The 15386-nt window shown below is 74.9% G+C and carries 15 protein-coding genes; 8 read left to right on the forward strand and 7 right to left on the reverse strand.

Features of this window, described 5'->3' with window-relative positions:
- From QSK22_RS07045 to QSK22_RS07060, 4 genes are all read right to left on the reverse strand, one after another.
- Positions 1-726 (reverse strand): ABC transporter ATP-binding protein, encoded by a 726-nt coding sequence (locus tag QSK22_RS07045; RefSeq protein WP_285493171.1) that lies wholly within the window; start codon positions 724-726, stop codon positions 1-3.
- Positions 723-1613: an ABC transporter permease gene (locus QSK22_RS07050; protein WP_285493172.1), complete on the reverse strand. Its 891-nt coding sequence runs from the start codon at positions 1611-1613 to the stop codon at positions 723-725. Before QSK22_RS07050 ends, QSK22_RS07045 begins: the two co-directional genes overlap by 4 nt.
- Positions 1610-2665, reverse strand: coding sequence for an ABC transporter substrate-binding protein (locus tag QSK22_RS07055; protein ID WP_285493173.1), 1056 nt, complete (start codon positions 2663-2665; stop codon positions 1610-1612). The genes QSK22_RS07050 and QSK22_RS07055 overlap by 4 nt, the downstream gene beginning before the upstream one ends.
- A 334-nt stretch (positions 2666-2999) precedes the next feature.
- Complete coding sequence (locus QSK22_RS07060) at positions 3000-3929, reverse strand: cyclase family protein (RefSeq protein WP_285493174.1); 930 nt, start codon at positions 3927-3929, stop codon at positions 3000-3002.
- Between the two features lie 47 nt (positions 3930-3976).
- On the opposite strand from QSK22_RS07060, the gene QSK22_RS07065 reads away from it, so the two are divergent.
- Positions 3977-5164: a serine hydrolase domain-containing protein gene (locus QSK22_RS07065; protein WP_285493175.1), complete on the forward strand. Its 1188-nt coding sequence runs from the start codon at positions 3977-3979 to the stop codon at positions 5162-5164.
- A gap of 27 nt (positions 5165-5191) precedes the next feature.
- On the opposite strand, the gene QSK22_RS07070 is transcribed toward QSK22_RS07065, so the two are convergent.
- On the reverse strand, positions 5192-5926 hold the full coding sequence (locus tag QSK22_RS07070; protein WP_285493176.1) for an SDR family NAD(P)-dependent oxidoreductase: 735 nt from the start codon (positions 5924-5926) through the stop codon (positions 5192-5194).
- Positions 5923-6549, reverse strand: a complete 627-nt coding sequence (locus QSK22_RS07075; RefSeq protein ID WP_285493177.1) for an isochorismatase family protein — start codon at positions 6547-6549, stop codon at positions 5923-5925. Before QSK22_RS07075 ends, QSK22_RS07070 begins: the two co-directional genes overlap by 4 nt.
- A 51-nt stretch (positions 6550-6600) precedes the next feature.
- Here QSK22_RS07075 and nfi point away from each other — a divergent pair, with 51 nt between their 5' ends.
- The 6 genes from nfi to QSK22_RS07105 all read left to right on the forward strand — a co-directional run bounded on the left by nfi (position 6601) and on the right by QSK22_RS07105 (position 12693).
- The gene (nfi, locus tag QSK22_RS07080; protein WP_285493178.1) at positions 6601-7302 is read left to right on the forward strand and encodes a deoxyribonuclease V; all 702 of its coding nucleotides are present in this window, start codon (positions 6601-6603) and stop codon (positions 7300-7302) included.
- Positions 7303-7395: 93 nt separating this feature from the next.
- Positions 7396-7794, forward strand: coding sequence for a Zn-ribbon domain-containing OB-fold protein (locus QSK22_RS07085; RefSeq protein ID WP_285493179.1), 399 nt, complete (start codon positions 7396-7398; stop codon positions 7792-7794).
- On the forward strand, positions 7791-8159 hold the full coding sequence (locus tag QSK22_RS07090; protein WP_285493180.1) for a VOC family protein: 369 nt from the start codon (positions 7791-7793) through the stop codon (positions 8157-8159). The genes QSK22_RS07085 and QSK22_RS07090 overlap by 4 nt, the downstream gene beginning before the upstream one ends.
- 88 nt (positions 8160-8247) lie before the next feature.
- Positions 8248-9834, forward strand: coding sequence for a class I adenylate-forming enzyme family protein (locus tag QSK22_RS07095; protein WP_285493181.1), 1587 nt, complete (start codon positions 8248-8250; stop codon positions 9832-9834).
- The gene (locus QSK22_RS07100) at positions 9831-11945 is read left to right on the forward strand and encodes an acetate--CoA ligase family protein (RefSeq protein ID WP_285493182.1); all 2115 of its coding nucleotides are present in this window, start codon (positions 9831-9833) and stop codon (positions 11943-11945) included. Before QSK22_RS07095 ends, QSK22_RS07100 begins: the two co-directional genes overlap by 4 nt.
- Positions 11932-12693 carry a glucose 1-dehydrogenase gene (locus QSK22_RS07105; protein WP_285493184.1) on the forward strand — a complete coding sequence of 254 codons (762 nt, stop codon included), beginning with the start codon at positions 11932-11934 and terminating at the stop codon, positions 12691-12693. The genes QSK22_RS07100 and QSK22_RS07105 overlap by 14 nt, the downstream gene beginning before the upstream one ends.
- Here the strand turns inward: QSK22_RS07105 and QSK22_RS07110 are convergent.
- On the reverse strand, positions 12674-14071 hold the full coding sequence (locus QSK22_RS07110) for an amidase (RefSeq protein ID WP_285493185.1): 1398 nt from the start codon (positions 14069-14071) through the stop codon (positions 12674-12676). The two genes, QSK22_RS07105 and QSK22_RS07110, sit on opposite strands and share 20 nt — an antisense overlap.
- A gap of 108 nt (positions 14072-14179) precedes the next feature.
- Between QSK22_RS07110 and QSK22_RS07115 the strand changes: the two genes are divergently transcribed.
- Positions 14180-14740: a TetR/AcrR family transcriptional regulator gene (locus tag QSK22_RS07115; protein WP_285493186.1), complete on the forward strand. Its 561-nt coding sequence runs from the start codon at positions 14180-14182 to the stop codon at positions 14738-14740.
- The last annotated feature ends 646 nt before the right edge of the window (positions 14741-15386 follow it).

The raw sequence follows: 15386 nt of genomic DNA on the forward strand, positions 1-15386 counted from the left end.
TCACGGGGATGACAGGGCGACGCCCAGGTGGGTCAGCAGCTCGCGTCGGTGCTCCTGCACCGCCGGGTCGGCCGCGCCCGACAGGGCGTCGCGGGGACGGGGCAGGTCGATGGCGCGGTCCACGGCGAACGCGCCGTCGCGCAGCACGGCGACGCGGTCGGCGAGCCGCACCGCCTCGTCCACGTCGTGGGTGACCAGCACGACCGCCGGACGGTGCCGGGCGCACAGCTCGGCCACCAGGTCCTGGGCCTGCAGCCGGGTCAGGGCGTCGAGGGCGGCGAACGGCTCGTCCAGCAGCAGCACGTCCAGGTCGCGCACGAGCGCGCGGGCCAGCGCCACCCGCTGCGCCTCGCCGCCGGACAGGGTGGCGGGCCAGTCGCGTTCGCGGCCGGCCAGGCCGACCTCGGCGAGGGCGCGGCGGCCCTGCTCGCGCGCCGAGCGCGGCAGCCCGAGCGTGACGTTGGCCAGCACGCGCTTGGCCACCACCAGCCGGGGCTCCTGGTAGACGGTGGTGACGCGCGGCGCGGTGAGCACGGTGCCCGCGTCGGGCCGCTCCAGCCCGGCCAGCAGGCGCAGCAGCGTGGTCTTGCCGGTGCCGCTCGGGCCGAGCAGGGCGACGAACTCGCCGCGCCGCACGTCCAGGTCGATGCCGTCCAGGACGGTCGCGGCGCCGAACCGCTTGGTCAGGCCGCGCACCCGCACGGCCACCTCGCCGGGGCCGCTCATCGCACCGCCACCTGCCCCCGCCAGGGCGCGGCGAGCCGTTCGGCGCCGCGGATCACCAGGTCGATGAGCAGCCCGAGCAGCGCGTAGATCAGGATGCACAGCACCATGTAGTCGTTGCGGTAGTACTGCTGGGCGAGCGTCACCAGGTAGCCGATGCCCTCGGTGGCGCCGAGCTGCTCGGCGGCGATCAGGCCGGTGAGCGACACCGACAGGCTGATCCGCAGCGCCATCAGCACGCTCGGCAGCGCGGACGGGATGACGACCGACGCGGCCAGGCGGGGGCCGTGCAGCCCGAAGCCGCGGGCGGCCTCCACCACCTTGCGGTCGACGCCGCGGACGCCGAGGTAGGTGTAGGCGTACATGGGCGCGGACGCGGCGACCGCGATCAGCACGACCTTGAACGTCTCGCCGACGCCGAACCAGGAGATGAACAGCGGCACCAGGGCCAGGAACGGCACCGCCCGCTTCATCTGCAGGGTCGGGTCGATCAGCTCCTCGCCGAGGGCCGACAGGCCGGCGGCCACGCCGAGCAGCAGTCCCGCGCCGCAGCCGAGCAGTACGCCCAGGCCCGTGCGGCGCGCCGAGGCCAGCACGTAGTCGGCGAGTTGCCCGGTGGAGACCAGCTCCTTGAAGGCGGACAGCACCGCGCCGGGGCCGGTCAGCACGTCCGGGGGGATGCGTCCGGTGGCCGAGCCCCACCACCAGGCGGCCAGCAGCGCCAGCGGGACCGAAAGCCGGACGGCAAGCGACACCGCCGGGTGGCGTCGCCGCCTGCCCAGCCAGGCGGGTGGGCGCAGCCGCCCGGTGTCCGGTGACACCGCCTCGCCGCCGACTGGGCGCCGGCCCTGCACGCCCCCTGGCTCTTCGGGGATGGTCTCGACGGTCATTGCGCCCCCAGCTTGAACAGCACGTCCTCGGGGCGGATCTCGCCCGGCAGCACGCCCTGCTCGCGGAACAGGCCGGCGACCGCCGCGACGTGCTCGCCGTCGGCGTCGGTGACGGGGCGCGGCACGTTCTGGTAGCGGGCGGAGGCGAGCGCGTCGTTCAGCCGCGCCCCGGACAGCGCGGTGGGGCCCTTGTCGAGGAAGACGTTCTGGAACTTCTCCGGGTCGCGCTTCTCCTGCTCGGTCAGCTCGCGCAGCACGTCCAGGAAGGTCTGCACGGCCTTCGGGTTCGCCTGGAGCAGTTCGGTGCGGGCGGCCCAGATGTTGAGGTCCTGGTCGGGCAGGTCGCGGCCGTGCACCAGCACCCGGGCGCCCTTGGCGACCGCCTCGGGGTAGGCGTCGACGATCGCCCACCAGGCGTCCACCTTGCCGGTGGAGAACGCCGACGCGCCCTGCACCGGGTTGAGGTAGACGCGCTGCACCTGCGAGGCCGGGATGCCCGCCTCCTTGAGCGCGAGCAGCAGCAGGTACTCGCCGCGCCCGGCCTTGTTGACCGCGACGCGCTTGCCGACCAGGTCGCGCACCGACCTGATGGGGCTGTCCGGCTTGACGACCAGGCCGTCCTCCTGCGGTGCGGCCTTGTCGGTGACGCGGTCGGTGACGGCGAAGACGCGCAGGTCGCGGCCGTTGGCGAGGTAGCCGACCGCCGGGGAGATCGCGCCTTCCAGCACGTTGACCGAACCGGAGCGCACCGCGTCGATGGTCGCGGTGAACGAGGCGTAGGAGCCGCCCCACTCCACCCGCGCGCCCACGGCCTTCAGCCGCTCTTCCAGGATCTTCTCGCGCTTGGCGTAGGCGAGCACGCCCGCGTTGCCGGGGTCCTTCAGTTTGATCACGGTGCCCGTGCCGCCTCCCCCGGCGTTGGCCGACCCGCCGCACGCGGCGGCCAGGCCCAGCGACAGGCTCAGCAGCACGGCGAGGGCGGCGCGGGCGAACGGTCTGAGGCGATGGCGGGGGCTTTTTCCGGGGAGTGCGGGCAGGACGGATTTCGACATGGCTGACGTGGCCCTTCACGGGTCGTGCGAGCAGGCCGACGGGGCGCCGGGGGCGGACACGCCGGGGCGCATGGGGCGGCAGGGGCTCGCGGAGGAAGAGAACGGGGAGGAGGAGGGAGAGACGGAGGGAAGCCGGGGCAGGATCAGCTACAGAGAGTGCTGTCCAGCCGCATCAGATCGACCACGCGCCGGACGGTCAGTGCGTGCGCCATATTTCAGATAATTCCGGTAGGGATAGCGGATTGTCAACCCCGGAAACCTCGCCGACCTGCGCGTCCCGCCGTCCGGTCGGCCGGTGCGCCCGGACGGCGGGGGCTCGGCGGCCGGGGACGGCTCACAGCACGGCGATCGGGTTGATGGGGCTGGCGGTGCCGCCCTCGATGCGCAGCGGAGCCGCAACGAACAGGAACTCGGCGCGGCCGGCTCCGGCCAGCTCCTCCAGCCACAGCATCTCGGCCAGGTGCACGCCGTGCCGCCACAGCAGGATCATGTGCAGGTCGTCGGCGAGGTCCTCGTCGGCGAGCTGGCGCTCGTTGAGCCCGCCGATCGCGGCGTTGTCGGCGGCGACCATGGCGACGTCGCGTCCGGCCAGCCAGCGGCCGCCGTCGGCGCTCAGGCCCGGCTGCCCGGCCCAGTAGCCGTCCGGGCCCTCCTCCTGCCAGGTCAGCGGCCAGCCGGTGCGGACGACGGCGACGTCCCCGGGGCGCAGGTCGGCGCCGGACGCGTCCAGGCACGCCTGCAGGTCGTCCGGGCCGATCCGGTCGGCCGCCGCCAGGTGCGGGACGCCGCGCAGCCCCGCCACGTCGAACAGCACGCCCCGCGCCACCACCGGCCCGGCCTTGTCGATGCCGCACCGCTGCGCCCCGTAGGAGCGCACCCGCCCGGCCGGGTGCCCGTTGTACAGCTCGTCGCCCGCCCACATGTGGCACAGCGCGTCCATGTGCGTGGTGGTGCCGTGCGGCGTGACGACCAGCGCGTCGTCGGCCATCCGCAGCCCCGCGCCGATCGCCCGCGCGCCCGCGGCGTAGTCGCCGCCGTCGACGGACATGAAGTGCTGCGGCAGCGGCCTGCCCCGCAGGTGCGGGACGGTCGTGGGCGCGGGCGAGGAGGTGGCGCCGCGGATCGGCATCGCCAGGCTCACCACGCGCCCCTCGCGCACGCACCGGGCCGCCGCGACGACCGCCTCGGGGGTCAGCAGGTTGAGGGTGCCGCGCTCGTCGCCGGTTCCCCAGCGACCCCAGTTGCCATACTGTTCGAACGTCATTCGGTGAGACATCCGGTAGGACCTTCCTCGAGGAGCGGAGCGGGCACGTGGCGCAGACGGCGGTACAGGGGCGGTGCGATCCGGCCTTCGCAGCGGTACGGGACGTCTTCGAGCAGCACTTCGCCGACGGGCTGGAGCTGGGCGCCGCCGTCGCGGTGTACGCGGGCGACCGCAAGGTGGTGGACCTGTGGGGCGGTGTGGCCGACCGGCGCACCGGGCGCGAGTGGCGGGCCGACACCCCGTGCTTCGCGTTCTCCTGCACCAAGGCGCTGACCGCCACGGCGGCCCTGCTGCTGGCCGAGCGCGGCGCCTACGACGTCGACGGCCCGGTGACGGCGTGGTGGCCGGAGTTCGGCGCGCACGGCAAGGAGGGCACGACGGCGGCGCACCTGCTGTCCCACCAGGCGGGCCTGCCGGCGTTCGCGCGTCCGGTCACCGCCGAGGAGGCCGCGGACCCGGCCGCGATGGCGGCAGAGCTGGCGGCGCAGGAGCCCGAGTGGACTCCGGGCGAGGGCCACGGCTACCACGCGCTGACGTACGGGTGGCTCGCCGGCGAGATCGTCCGGCGGCTGTCGGGGCGGCCGGTCGGCGCGTTCGTGAAGGAGGAGTTCGCCGGGGACCTGGACCTGTGGATCGGCGCCCCCGACGACGTCATCGAGCGCGGCGCCAGGATGACCGCGCGGCGGCGCGTGCCGGCTTCGGACGGCGGGCGGCGGACGGCGGACGGCCCGGCCCCGGACGCCGCGCTGCTGGAGCGGCTGGCGAAAGCGGCCGCCGACCCAGCAAGCCGGCTCAACCGGGCGGTCAACAACCCGCACCCCGGCAAGGGCGGCTTCAACAACCCGGTGGTGCTGCGCGCAGGCTGGCCGGGCGCGGGGATGATGACGACGGCGGCGGGCATGGCGGCCTTCTACCGAGACCTGGCGGCCGGGCGGATCCTGCGGCCCGGCACGCTGCGCGAGGCCGTCAGGACGCGCGTGCAGGGGCCCGACCTGACGATGCTGCAGGAGACCGCGTTCGGGCTCGGCTACATGCGTCCGGCCTCCTCGTTCCGCGTCCCGGCGGCCGCCCGCGCGTCGGCGTTCGGGCACGGCGGCGCGGGCGGGTCGATCGGGCTGGGCGACGCCGAGGCCGGGCTGGCGCTGGCGTACCTGCCCAACCTGATGGGCGACGGCCTGGTCGGCGACCTGCGCGCCGCCCGCCTGGTCGAGGCCGCCTACTCCTGTCTCGGCTGAGCCCGCGCCCATCGCTGCCGGCGCCCCTCAGTGCATGGTGATGCCGCCGCTGACCGACACGGTCTGGCCGGTGATGTAGCCGGCGCGGTCGGTGCACAGGAACGCGACGAGCCCGGCGACGTCGTCCGGGCGGCCGATGCGGCGCAGCGGGATCTGCTTGGCGAGCTTGTCCAGCAGGCCGGGATGCCGGTCGGACACCGCCCGCACCATCGGGGTGTCGGTCGGGCCGGGGCAGACGACGTTGCTGGTGACGCCGCCGCGCGCGGCCTCCCTGGCGAGGGTCTTGGCGAGGCCGAACAGCCCCGCCTTGGTGGCCGCGTAGGCGCCCTCGCCGCCGGAGCCGGCGCGCGCCCCGTCGGAGGAGACGAACACCAGGCGGCCCCAGCCGCGTTCGGTCATGCCCGGCAGGAGGGCCTTGGTGAGCTGCATGGGGGCGCGCAGGTTCACCTTCCACATCAGGTCCCAGTGGGCGGGGTCGCTGTCGGTGAACGGCTCGACGATGCTGATGCCGGCGTTGTGCACGAGCACGTCGACGCGGCCCACCCCGGCCGTGAAGCGGTCGATGTCGGCGGGGTCGGCGAGGTCGACGCGGCGGGCGGTGCCGCCGACGGCCTGCGCGGTCTCCTCGGCGGCGGCGCCGTCGAGGTCGGCGACGACGACGTGGGCGCCGAGGGACGCCAGGTCGGCGCAGACGGCCCGGCCGATGCCCCCGGCGCCGCCGGTGACGACCGCGACGCGTCCGTCCAGGGTCAGTCCGTTCACGCGGTCCTCCAGGCGGCGGCGAGGTCGGCGCTGGTGGCGCGGGCGGCGAGCAGGGCGACGGTGTTGGCCATGACGGCGTCGCCGTACTCGGCGGGCGTCCCGGCGACCGCGTCGGCGACGACGACCACCCGGTAGCCGAGGTTCACCGCCTCCAGGCACAGGCCGGGGACGCCGAGGTTGAGCGACACGCCGAGGGCGACGACCGTGCGCACGCCGAGGGCGCGCAGCGTCTGGTCCAGGGATGTGCCGGTGAACGGGGAGAACCCGTGGTAGCGGCGCGACTCCAGATCGGCCGGGTCGCGCAGCTCCGGCAGCACCTCGACCGCGCCCGTGCCCTCCAGCATGTGCGCGGGGTCGCGCAGCAGGTTGCGGATGAACGGGCTGTTGCCGGTGTGGCTGCCGGCGCGGTCGGCGCGGAACGCGGCGGTGCAGTGCACGACGCGGATCCCCGCGGTGCGGGCGGCGGTGAGGGTGCGGGCGGCGGCCGCGGTCACCCCGCGTTCGGCGCACGCCTCGACCAGGTCGGGGAAGCGGGCCAGGTCCCCGACGACGCCGCGCTGCATCTCCATGACCAGCACGGCGGTGTCGGCGGGGGCGGCCAGTGCGGCGAGATCGATCGGCACGTGAATCAATCTAGCATTTGCTTGGTAGACGGGGGCGGTAACGTCCCGTGCATGGAGGTACGCGACCTGCACGGCCGGCCCGCCACCGCCGAGGAGGCCGAGGAGATCCAAAGCCGGCTGCGCCCCCTGCTCGACCTGGACGACCCGGGGCCGCAGGCGCCCCACCTCATCGCCGGGCTGGACGTGTCGTACGAGGGCGACGGGAGCGGGCGGGGCGGCCGCCTCGCCGCCGCCGCGGTCGTGCTGGACGCCGCGACGCTGGACGTGGTGGAGGAGTCGGTGGTCACCGGCACGGCCGCGTTCCCGTACGTGCCGGGCCTGCTGGCGTTCCGCGAGCTGCCCGCGCTGGTGGAGGCGCTGCGGCGGCTGACGGTGACGCCCGACCTGCTGGTGTGCGACGGCTACGGGCTGGCCCACCCGCGCCGGTTCGGCCTGGCCTGCCATGTGGGCGTGCTGACGGGGCTGCCGACGATGGGCGTCGCCAAGACCCCGTTCGTCGGCGCCTACGACCCGCCGGGCGGGCGGCGCGGCGACGCGAGCCCGGTGCGGCACGACGGCGAGACCGTCGGGCGCGTGCTGCGCACCCGCGACGGCGTCAAGCCGGTGTTCGTGTCGGTCGGGCACCGCATCGACCTGGACACCGCGTGCCGCCACGCCCTCGCGCTGACCCCGCGCTACCGCCTGCCGGAGACCACCCGCCGGGCCGACCGGCTGTCCCGCGACGCGCTGGCCGCACTGGCCCCGCCCTCCTGAGCCGCACGGCCTCCTCACCCGGGACCGCCGCCCCGGGCGAACGGGGTTCGGCGCTCTTGTTAGCAAACCAAGCGTGCGCTAGGTTGGCTGGCGATGGACCGTCGCCCCTCCCCCGTGCCGACGCCGCTGACCGAGCCCTACTGGACGGCCTGCCGGCGCGGCGAGCTGGTGCTGCAGCGCTGCCGGGGCTGCGCGCGGTTCGTCCACTTCCCCGAACCGTCCTGCCCCTTCTGCGGTGCCGCCGAACTGGCGTACGAGGCGGTGTCCGGACGCGGCCACGTCCACACGTTCAGCGTCGTGCACCGCGCCTTCCTGCCCGGGTTCGACCCGCCGTACGTCGTCGCGTGGATCGACCTGCCGGAGGGCGCCCGGGTGTTCGGGGACGTCACCGGCTGCCCTCCCGAGGACGTGCGGATCGGGATGCCGGTCCAGGTGACCTTCGACGACCTCGACGGCTTCGGCCCGATCCCCCACTGGAGGCCGGCGGCATGACGCGCACAGGCACGCGCACAGGCCCGCGCGTAGGAAACGTCCTGTACGTCGCGGAGGACGTGGACGAGGCGGTCCGCTTCTACCGCGACGCCCTGGGCCTGGCCGTGAAGTTCACCGACGGCGGCCGGTTCGCCGCCTTCGACGGCGGCGGCACCACGTTCGCGGTCGCCGGGCCGGACGAGGACGTGACCGGCGGCGTGCCCGCGGCGTCGTTCAAGGTCGACGACGTGGCCGCGGCGGTGGAGCGGCTCACCGCGGCCGGGGCGCAGATCGTGCGCGGCCCCGAGGAGGGGCCGCACGAGACCCGCGCCGTGCTGCGCGATCCGGCCGGCAACGCGTTCGTCCTGTACGCGCCCCGCACCTGAGCATCCGACAGGTCCCCGTTCTCGAAGGCACGTCCCCCGCCACCGTCCGCGACCCCACCCCCAGAGCCGGAGCCGAAGGAGCCGAGCCGTGGCGCGAGAGAACTCCCCCTTCAGCAACTACGCCTACGCCATCCTCACCGCGAACGCCCGGCGCACCCCCGACAAGGTGGCGCTGACGTACTGCGGCGAGCAGAGCTTCACCTACGACCAGCTCAACCGCAGGGTCAACCGGGTGGCGCACGCGCTGCTGGCGGCCGGGGTGGCGCCCGGCATGCGGGTGGCGTCGCTGATGAACGAGACCCTGCACGTCGCCGAGGTCTACCTGGCGCAGATGAAGATCGGGTCGGTCGTCGCCGCGCTCAACCCGTACTGGCCCGCCGACACCCTGCGGCAGGTGGTGGAGCGCTCGGAGTGCACGGCGTTCGTGTACGACGCCACGGTGGAGGACACGGTGGCCGCCATCCGGCCCGAGCTGCCGGGCGTGAAGCTGTGGCTGCGCGTCGGCGGGCCGGGCGCCGAGGCCGTCGATCTGGACGCGCTGGCCGCCGGGGCGAGCGAGGCCGAGCCGCCGCTCGGCGGGTTCGGCGACGACCTGCTCGCGCTGTTCTACACCTCCGGCACGACCGGCCTGCCCAAGGCCGTCATGCACACCCACTTCAGCTCGCTGGCGTCCGCGCAGATCTGGCTGGACGTCGGCCACGACCGGGACTCGGTGATGGGCACCGGCGCGATCATCTGGGGCATCGGCTTCCCCGCGCTGGTCGGCCCGGCGTTCTACGCGGGCATGAAGCTGGTGCTGGAGCAGGACTGGGGCCCGGCCAACTTCCTCAAGGTGGTGCCGCGCGAGAAGGTCACCCACGTCAGCCTGATCCCCAGCTTCTTTGCGGCGCTGCTCGGCTCCGACGAGCACCGCGACGCCGACCTGTCGTCGCTGCGGGCGATCGTGCTGGGCGGCGAGCCGCTGCTGTCGGGCCTGCGCGAACGCATCATGCGGCGGCTGCCGGACGCGGCGATCTACAGCTACTACGGGCAGACCGAGGCGCCCTACACCTGCATCGGCCGCCAGGACGACGGCAGCCAGGACATCTCCTCGGTGGGCCGGGCCCGCATGTCCTGCGCGGTGCGCGTCACCGACCCGTCCGGGCGGCGGGTGGTCGGCGAGGTCGGCGAGATCAACCTGTCCGGCCCCAACCTGATGGCCGGCTACGACGGGCAGCCCGACAAGACCGCCGAGGTGCTGCGCGACGGCTGGTACGTGGGCGGCGACCTGGGCCGCATGGACGCCGACGGGTTCCTGTACGTGCTGGGCCGCCGGGAGGACTCCATCCTCAAGGGCGGCCGGTGGACCCAGCCCGCGCAGATCGAGGAGGCCGCGATCGGGCTGGACGGCGTGGCCGAGGCCGGCGCGGTCGGGGTGCCCGCGCATCCGGAGGGCGGCGACGCGGTCGAGCAGAAGATCCTGCTGGCCGTCGTCCCGAGGGCGGGGGCGGCGCTGGACGCCGACGCGGTGCGCGCCGCGCTCGCCGAACGGCTGCCCGCCCACCGGGCCCCCGACGCCGTCGTGGTCGCCGACGAGCTGCCGCACACGCAGGACGCGTCGGGCGGGCCGGGCAAGCTGCTGCGGCGCGGCATCCGCGACCGGTACGCCGACCGCGTCCGGTGGACGGCCCGATGACGTCGGTTCCCGAGCACGAGGTCAAGGCGTGGATCCGGGGGTTCGGGGTGACCGTGCCGCGCGGCGCGGCCGCCCCGTCCCCCGACGGCGTGGCCGCGGCCGCGCACGACCTGACCGGCCCGCTGGTGGTGAAGGCGTACGGGCCCGGCCTGGTGCACAAGAGCGACGCCGGCGCCGTCCGCCTGGGGCTCGGGTCGCCGCAGGCCGCCCGCGACGCCGCCGCCGAGATGCGCACCGCCCTGGCGGCCCTGGGCGTCACCCCGGACGGCTTCCTGGTGGAGGAGCAGGCCGCGCCGGGCGTGGAGGTCATCGTCGGCGCCGTCCGCGACCCCGCGTTCGGGCCGGTGCTGCTGGTCGGGCTGGGCGGCGTGTGGACGGAGGCGCTGGCAGACACGGCGCTGCGGCTGTGCCCGGTGACCGAGGCGGACGCGCACGCCATGCTGGACGAGCTGCGCGGCGCCGCCCTGCTGCGCGGCTCGCGCGGCCGGCCGGGCGTCGACCGGGACGCGCTGGTGCGGGTGATGCTGGCCGTCGGCAGCCCCGGCGGGATCGTCGACCGGCTCGGCGACGGGTTCACCGACTTCGAGCTGAACCCGGTGATCTGCGGCCCGCACGGCGCGGTCGCCGTGGACGCCCGCCTTCTGGGCGCCGACACGCTGCCCACGGGCTGCCGCCCCGCGGCCCGCAGGCGGCCGCGCGCCGCGTCGAGCTTCGACCGGCTGTTCGCGCCGCGCGGCATCGCGGTGGTGGGCGCGTCCACCAAGAAACCCGGGTTCGGCAACATGTTCCTCGGCTTCTACAAGGCGGCGGGCTACAAAGGCAGGCTGCTCGCGGTGCACCCCACGGCCGGCGAGATCGACGGCGTGCCGTGCGCCCCGTCCCTGGCCGACGCCGCCCCGGACGTCGACTACGCGCTGGTGGCCGTGCCCGCGCCGCGCTGCGCCGACGTGGTGCGGCAGGCGGCCGGCATCCCGTTCGTGCAGGTGATGAGCGGCGGGTTCCGCGAGATGGGCGCCGCCGACCTGGAGGCCGACCTGCTGGCGGCGGCGCGCGCGGCGGGCGTGCGGCTGCTCGGCCCCAATTGCATGGGCGTGTACGCGCCGGCCGGCGGCCAGACGTTTCTCGGCGGCGAGCCGGGGCGCCCCGGGCGCATCGCGCTGGTCTCGCAGAGCGGCGGGCTCGCGGGCGAGGTGATCAGGGTCGGCGAGCGGCGCGGGCTGGCGTTCTCCAAGGTCGCCACGGTCGGCAACAGCGCCGACGTCACGCCCGCCGAGCTGCTGCGCTACCTGGCGGCCGACGACGGCACCGCCGTCATCGGCCTCTACCTGGAGGACCCGCGCGACGGCCGCGGCCTGTTCGAGGCGCTGCGCGAGACCGGCAAGCCGGTCGTCGCGCTGGTCGGGGGCCGCAGCCGCCAGGGGCGGACGGCCGCCGCGTCCCACACCGGCGGCATGGTCGGCGACGCCCGCATCTGGTCGGCCCTGGCCGCCCAGACCGGCACCGCCCTCGTCACCGGCCAGGACGACCTCATCGGCGCCCTGGACTTCTTCGACCTGCACGCGGCCCGCGACGTCGGCCCCGGCCGCGACGTGCTGGTCGTCGGCCCCAGCGGCGGCGCCGGCGTCCTGGCCGCCGACGTGTTCGACGCCGCCGGGCTGGACCTGGCCGCGCTCCCCGGCGAGGCGAAGGCCGCGCTGCGCGCCCTCGGCCTGGGCGCGGGCAGCTCCCTGGCCAACCCCCTGGAGATCCCCGTGGGCCCGCAGGCCGACCCGGACCTGGTGCGCGGCGCCGTCACCGCGGTCCTGGCGCACCGCCCGTTCACCGACGTCGTCGCGCACGTCAACGTGCAGAGCTTCGTCACCTTCGGCACCGGCGCCGACCCGCTGCTCGCCTACGCGCGCAGGCTCGGCGCACTCCAGGAGGAACTGCCCGGCACGCGCGTCACGCTGGTGCTGCGCAACGGCGAATGCGCGCCGCCAGGGGTCGAGGACGACGTCCGGCGCATCGCCCGCGGCGCCGGGATCCCGGTGTACCGCACCATGGAGGCCGCCGCCGCCGCGGTGGCCGCGGGAAAGACGTTCTCCTCGAGGAGCAGGCATGGGACGGCTTGACGGCAAGGTCGCGCTCATCACCGGCGGCGCACGCGGCATGGGCAAGGCGCACGTGCGGCGCTTCGTCGCCGAGGGCGCCAAGGTGGTGTTCGGCGACGTCCTGGCGGAGGAGGGCGCCGCAGTCGCCGCCGACCTCGCGGACGCCGCCCGGTTCGTCCGCATGGACGTGACCTCGCCGGAGGACTGGCAGGCCGCCGTCGGCACCGCCGTGGACGCCTTCGGCCGGCTCGACGTGCTGGTCAACAACGCCGGGATCATCCGGCACAAGACCATCGAGGAGATGTCGCTGGAGGAGTGCCGCCGCATCCTCGACGTCAACCTCGTCGGCCAGTGGCTCGGCATCAAGTCGGTGACGCCGGCCATGCGCGCCGCGGGCGGCGGCTCCATCGTCAACGTGTCGTCCACCGAGGGCTTCATCGGCGCCGCCGGGCTCGCCGCCTACTCGGCGAGCAAGTTCGGCGTGCGCGGCCTCACCAAGGCCGCCGCCCGCGAGCTCGGCCCGGACGGCATCCGCGTCAACTCCATCCACCCCGGCGGCATCGTCACGCCGCTGTCGATGCAGGACGACGTCGTCAGCGCCACCGCCGCCAGTGCCGAGGCGTTCCTGAAGGCGCTGCCGCTCGGCCGCCTCGGCTCGAGCAAGGAGGTCACCGGCCTGCTGGTGTACCTGGCGTCGGACGAGTCGAGCTACTGCACCGGCAGCGAGATCCTGGTGGACGGCGGGATGCTCACCGGTGCGGGCTACTGAGGACCTGCGGGCGCCGCCGCGTCCAGCCCTCCACGGCCTCCAGCTCGGCTGCCAGCGAGATGAGCGTCGCCTCGTCCGAGTCGTGCCCGAGCAGCTGCGCCCCGATCGGCAGCCCCTCCCGGCTCAGCCCCGCGGGCACGTTCACCGCGGGCCACCCCAGCACGTTCCACGGCCAGCAGTAGGGGCAGGCGGCGGCCACCCCCGACTGGGTCCTGCGGTAGGGGACGCCGTCGAAGGCCCCCACCTTGAGCGGGAGCTGCGCGGTCGTGGGCGTGAGCACGACATCCGCGTACTGGAAGATCCTGCCGATCCTCCTGCGCAGCCCCGGATCCATGCGCCTGGCCAGCGGAAGCAGCCGCCTGCCGACCGTCCTGCCGATCCGCGCCTCCATGGCGGTGCGCGGCTCCGGCCTCGCCCCCGGAAGGGAGTCCAGCCAGTCCGCCACCCCGGCGGTGCCGCGCGGCACCAGCCCCAGCACCACCGGCCCGTAGTCGGGGTCGGCCGGGAACACCTTGTGCCCCAGGTCGGTGAGCCTGCGGGCCATCCGCTCCACCGCCGCCCGGATCTGCGGATCGAGCCGGCCGCCCACCCCGAACGCCGTCTTGAACGACACCGCGATCTTGAGCCTGCGCGGCCTGGTCCGAGCCGCCTCCGCGAACGGCGTCACCGGCGGGTCGAGCCGGTAGGCGTCCTCGGGGCGGCTGCCGGTCAGCACGTCCAGCAGCAGCGCGGCGTCCTCGACGCTCCTGGCCAGCGGACCCCAGACGGTCAGCCCGTTGAAGGGGTCGCGGTGCGGGAAAGCGGACACCCTGCCCCGCTGCGGCTTGATGCCCACCAGGCCCGTCCACGCCGCCGGGATGCGGATCGAGCCCGCGCCGTCCGACCCCACCGCCGCCGCGACCATGCCCGCCGCCACGGCCGCCGCCGAACCGCCCGACGACCCGCCCGGCGTGTGCTCGGGGTTCCACGGGTTGCGGGCGCAGCCGAACCCAGGCGACTCGCTGAACGGCCACAGCCCCAGCTCGCACGTCGTCGTCTTGCCCACGATGACCGCTCCGGCCGCCTTCAGCCGCCGCACCGGCTCGGCGTCGGCCGTCTTGGGCCGGTGGTCGCCCGGCACCCCGAACGGGGTCGTCTCCCCCGCCAGGTCGGTATCGTCCTTGATCGCCACCGGGACGCCCAGCAGCGGCAGCCGCTCCCCGTCGGCCAGCCGCCGGTCGGCGTCGGCCGCCGCCTCCCGCGCCGCCTCGGCGCACACCACCCGGAAGGCGCCGAGCCCGTCCAGCTCCGCGATGCGCTCCAGCGACCGCTCGACCAGCTCCTTGGCCGTCACCTGACCGTCCGCGAGCGCCCGCGCCTGCTCGGCCAGCCCCTCCACGCCGCACCTCCGGATCTGCCCGGAGCGGACATCTCACCCGCCCCGGGGTATCGTTCGTTCGAACGAACGATAACGGGAACACCTCCCGATCCGGAAGACTGGTCTGCGATGAACGCCCGTGACCGCATCCTGCACGCCGCCCTGCGCCTGATCGGCGAGCAGGGCGTCGGCGCCGTGACCAACCGCGCCGTCGCCCGCGCGGCCGGCGTCTCCCTCGGCTCGCTGACCTACCACTTCCCGAACCAGTCCGACCTGCTCCGGGAGGCCCTGCACACCTTCGTCGACGAGGAGATCGCCCGGATCACCGCCCGGGTCGAACGCCTGCGCACCGCGGGCATCGACGCCGACCAGGCCGCCGACGAGGTGGAGAAGGCCATCGTCGAGTTCTCCTACGGCCCCGAGCAGCTCGCCAACCTCGAACTGCACCTGCACGCGGCCCGCGACCCCGCCGTCCGCGCCACCTCGACCCGCTCCGTCGAGGCCTACGACCGCCTCGCCACCGCCGTCCTGACCGCCCTGGGCATCCCCGACGCCGAACGCCACGCCCCCGCCGTCGTCGCCATGCTCTACGGCCTGGCCGTCCGCCGCCTGTCCACGGGCGACACCACCGCCACGGGCACCGCCGACGCCTTCCGCCTGCTCCTGCACGGCGCCCTCCCCCGCGACTGACTCCCCCGCACCCCCATGAAACGGCTCTGGCCCGCACGCCCCCAGAGCGGTTTGAAGGGGTCGTGCGGGCCAGCCGCCTGTCTCAATCAGGAACCTCGGGTCGGAACCTCAGCCGACGTTCGCTCTGCTCTCCAGCCTCTGCACCTCCGCCGAAAGTCTTGCTGTGACACCCACGACGCTAAGCCGCCCGGCCCCCTCGGTGACCGCTCTTAAGGCTCGCTTAGGGAACGCCTGAGCCACTCTTATCCCGGTCCACTCCGAGACTCCGCTGTTGGACGAGGAGTCTGCATCGACCTGCGGTAACGCACGGATCGCAGGCGGCGTCTCAGCGGGTGTACGTGCGGGTGACGGCCACGAGTCCGCCGTCCTCGCGGGGTCCCGGTCGGGTCGGTACCGGGCCGCGTCGCCACCACGTTGCGGACCTGCCCGAACGACGCCGGCCCCCTGGACGCGTTGGCCCCGGCCGCCCGCTGCGTCTGTACCGGCAGCCCCGCCGCCCGCAACTGCTCCACCAGGTAGTTCTTGGCGCGCTCGCCGGCCGCGCCGCCGATCGGGCGCGGCTCGGCGGCGAAGCGTTCCAGGTGGCGCATGGGACCCGGTGCGGGACCTCGATCAATGTTCCCCTCATGGGCACGGAGCGCCAGGC

This window comes from Actinomadura sp. NBRC 104425 (assembly GCF_030269545.1).
Lineage (GTDB): Bacteria > Actinomycetota > Actinomycetes > Streptosporangiales > Streptosporangiaceae > Spirillospora > Spirillospora keratinilytica.

What these genes read in the sequence shown, in the direction of transcription:
- QSK22_RS07115 (WP_285493186.1), top strand. Translation starts at nt 14,180, where the DNA reads ATGAACGCCCGTGACCGCATCCTGCACGCCGCCCTGCGCCTGATCGGC.
- QSK22_RS07055 (WP_285493173.1), bottom strand. Translation starts at nt 2,665, where the DNA reads ATGTCGAAATCCGTCCTGCCCGCACTCCCCGGAAAAAGCCCCCGCCAT.
- QSK22_RS07050 (WP_285493172.1), bottom strand. Translation starts at nt 1,613, where the DNA reads ATGACCGTCGAGACCATCCCCGAAGAGCCAGGGGGCGTGCAGGGCCGG.
- QSK22_RS07045 (WP_285493171.1), bottom strand. Translation starts at nt 726, where the DNA reads ATGAGCGGCCCCGGCGAGGTGGCCGTGCGGGTGCGCGGCCTGACCAAG.
- QSK22_RS07100 (WP_285493182.1), top strand. Translation starts at nt 9,831, where the DNA reads ATGACGTCGGTTCCCGAGCACGAGGTCAAGGCGTGGATCCGGGGGTTC.
- QSK22_RS07090 (WP_285493180.1), top strand. Translation starts at nt 7,791, where the DNA reads ATGACGCGCACAGGCACGCGCACAGGCCCGCGCGTAGGAAACGTCCTG.
- QSK22_RS07060 (WP_285493174.1), bottom strand. Translation starts at nt 3,929, where the DNA reads ATGACGTTCGAACAGTATGGCAACTGGGGTCGCTGGGGAACCGGCGAC.
- QSK22_RS07105 (WP_285493184.1), top strand. Translation starts at nt 11,932, where the DNA reads ATGGGACGGCTTGACGGCAAGGTCGCGCTCATCACCGGCGGCGCACGC.
- nfi (WP_285493178.1), top strand. Translation starts at nt 6,601, where the DNA reads ATGGAGGTACGCGACCTGCACGGCCGGCCCGCCACCGCCGAGGAGGCC.
- QSK22_RS07085 (WP_285493179.1), top strand. Translation starts at nt 7,396, where the DNA reads ATGGACCGTCGCCCCTCCCCCGTGCCGACGCCGCTGACCGAGCCCTAC.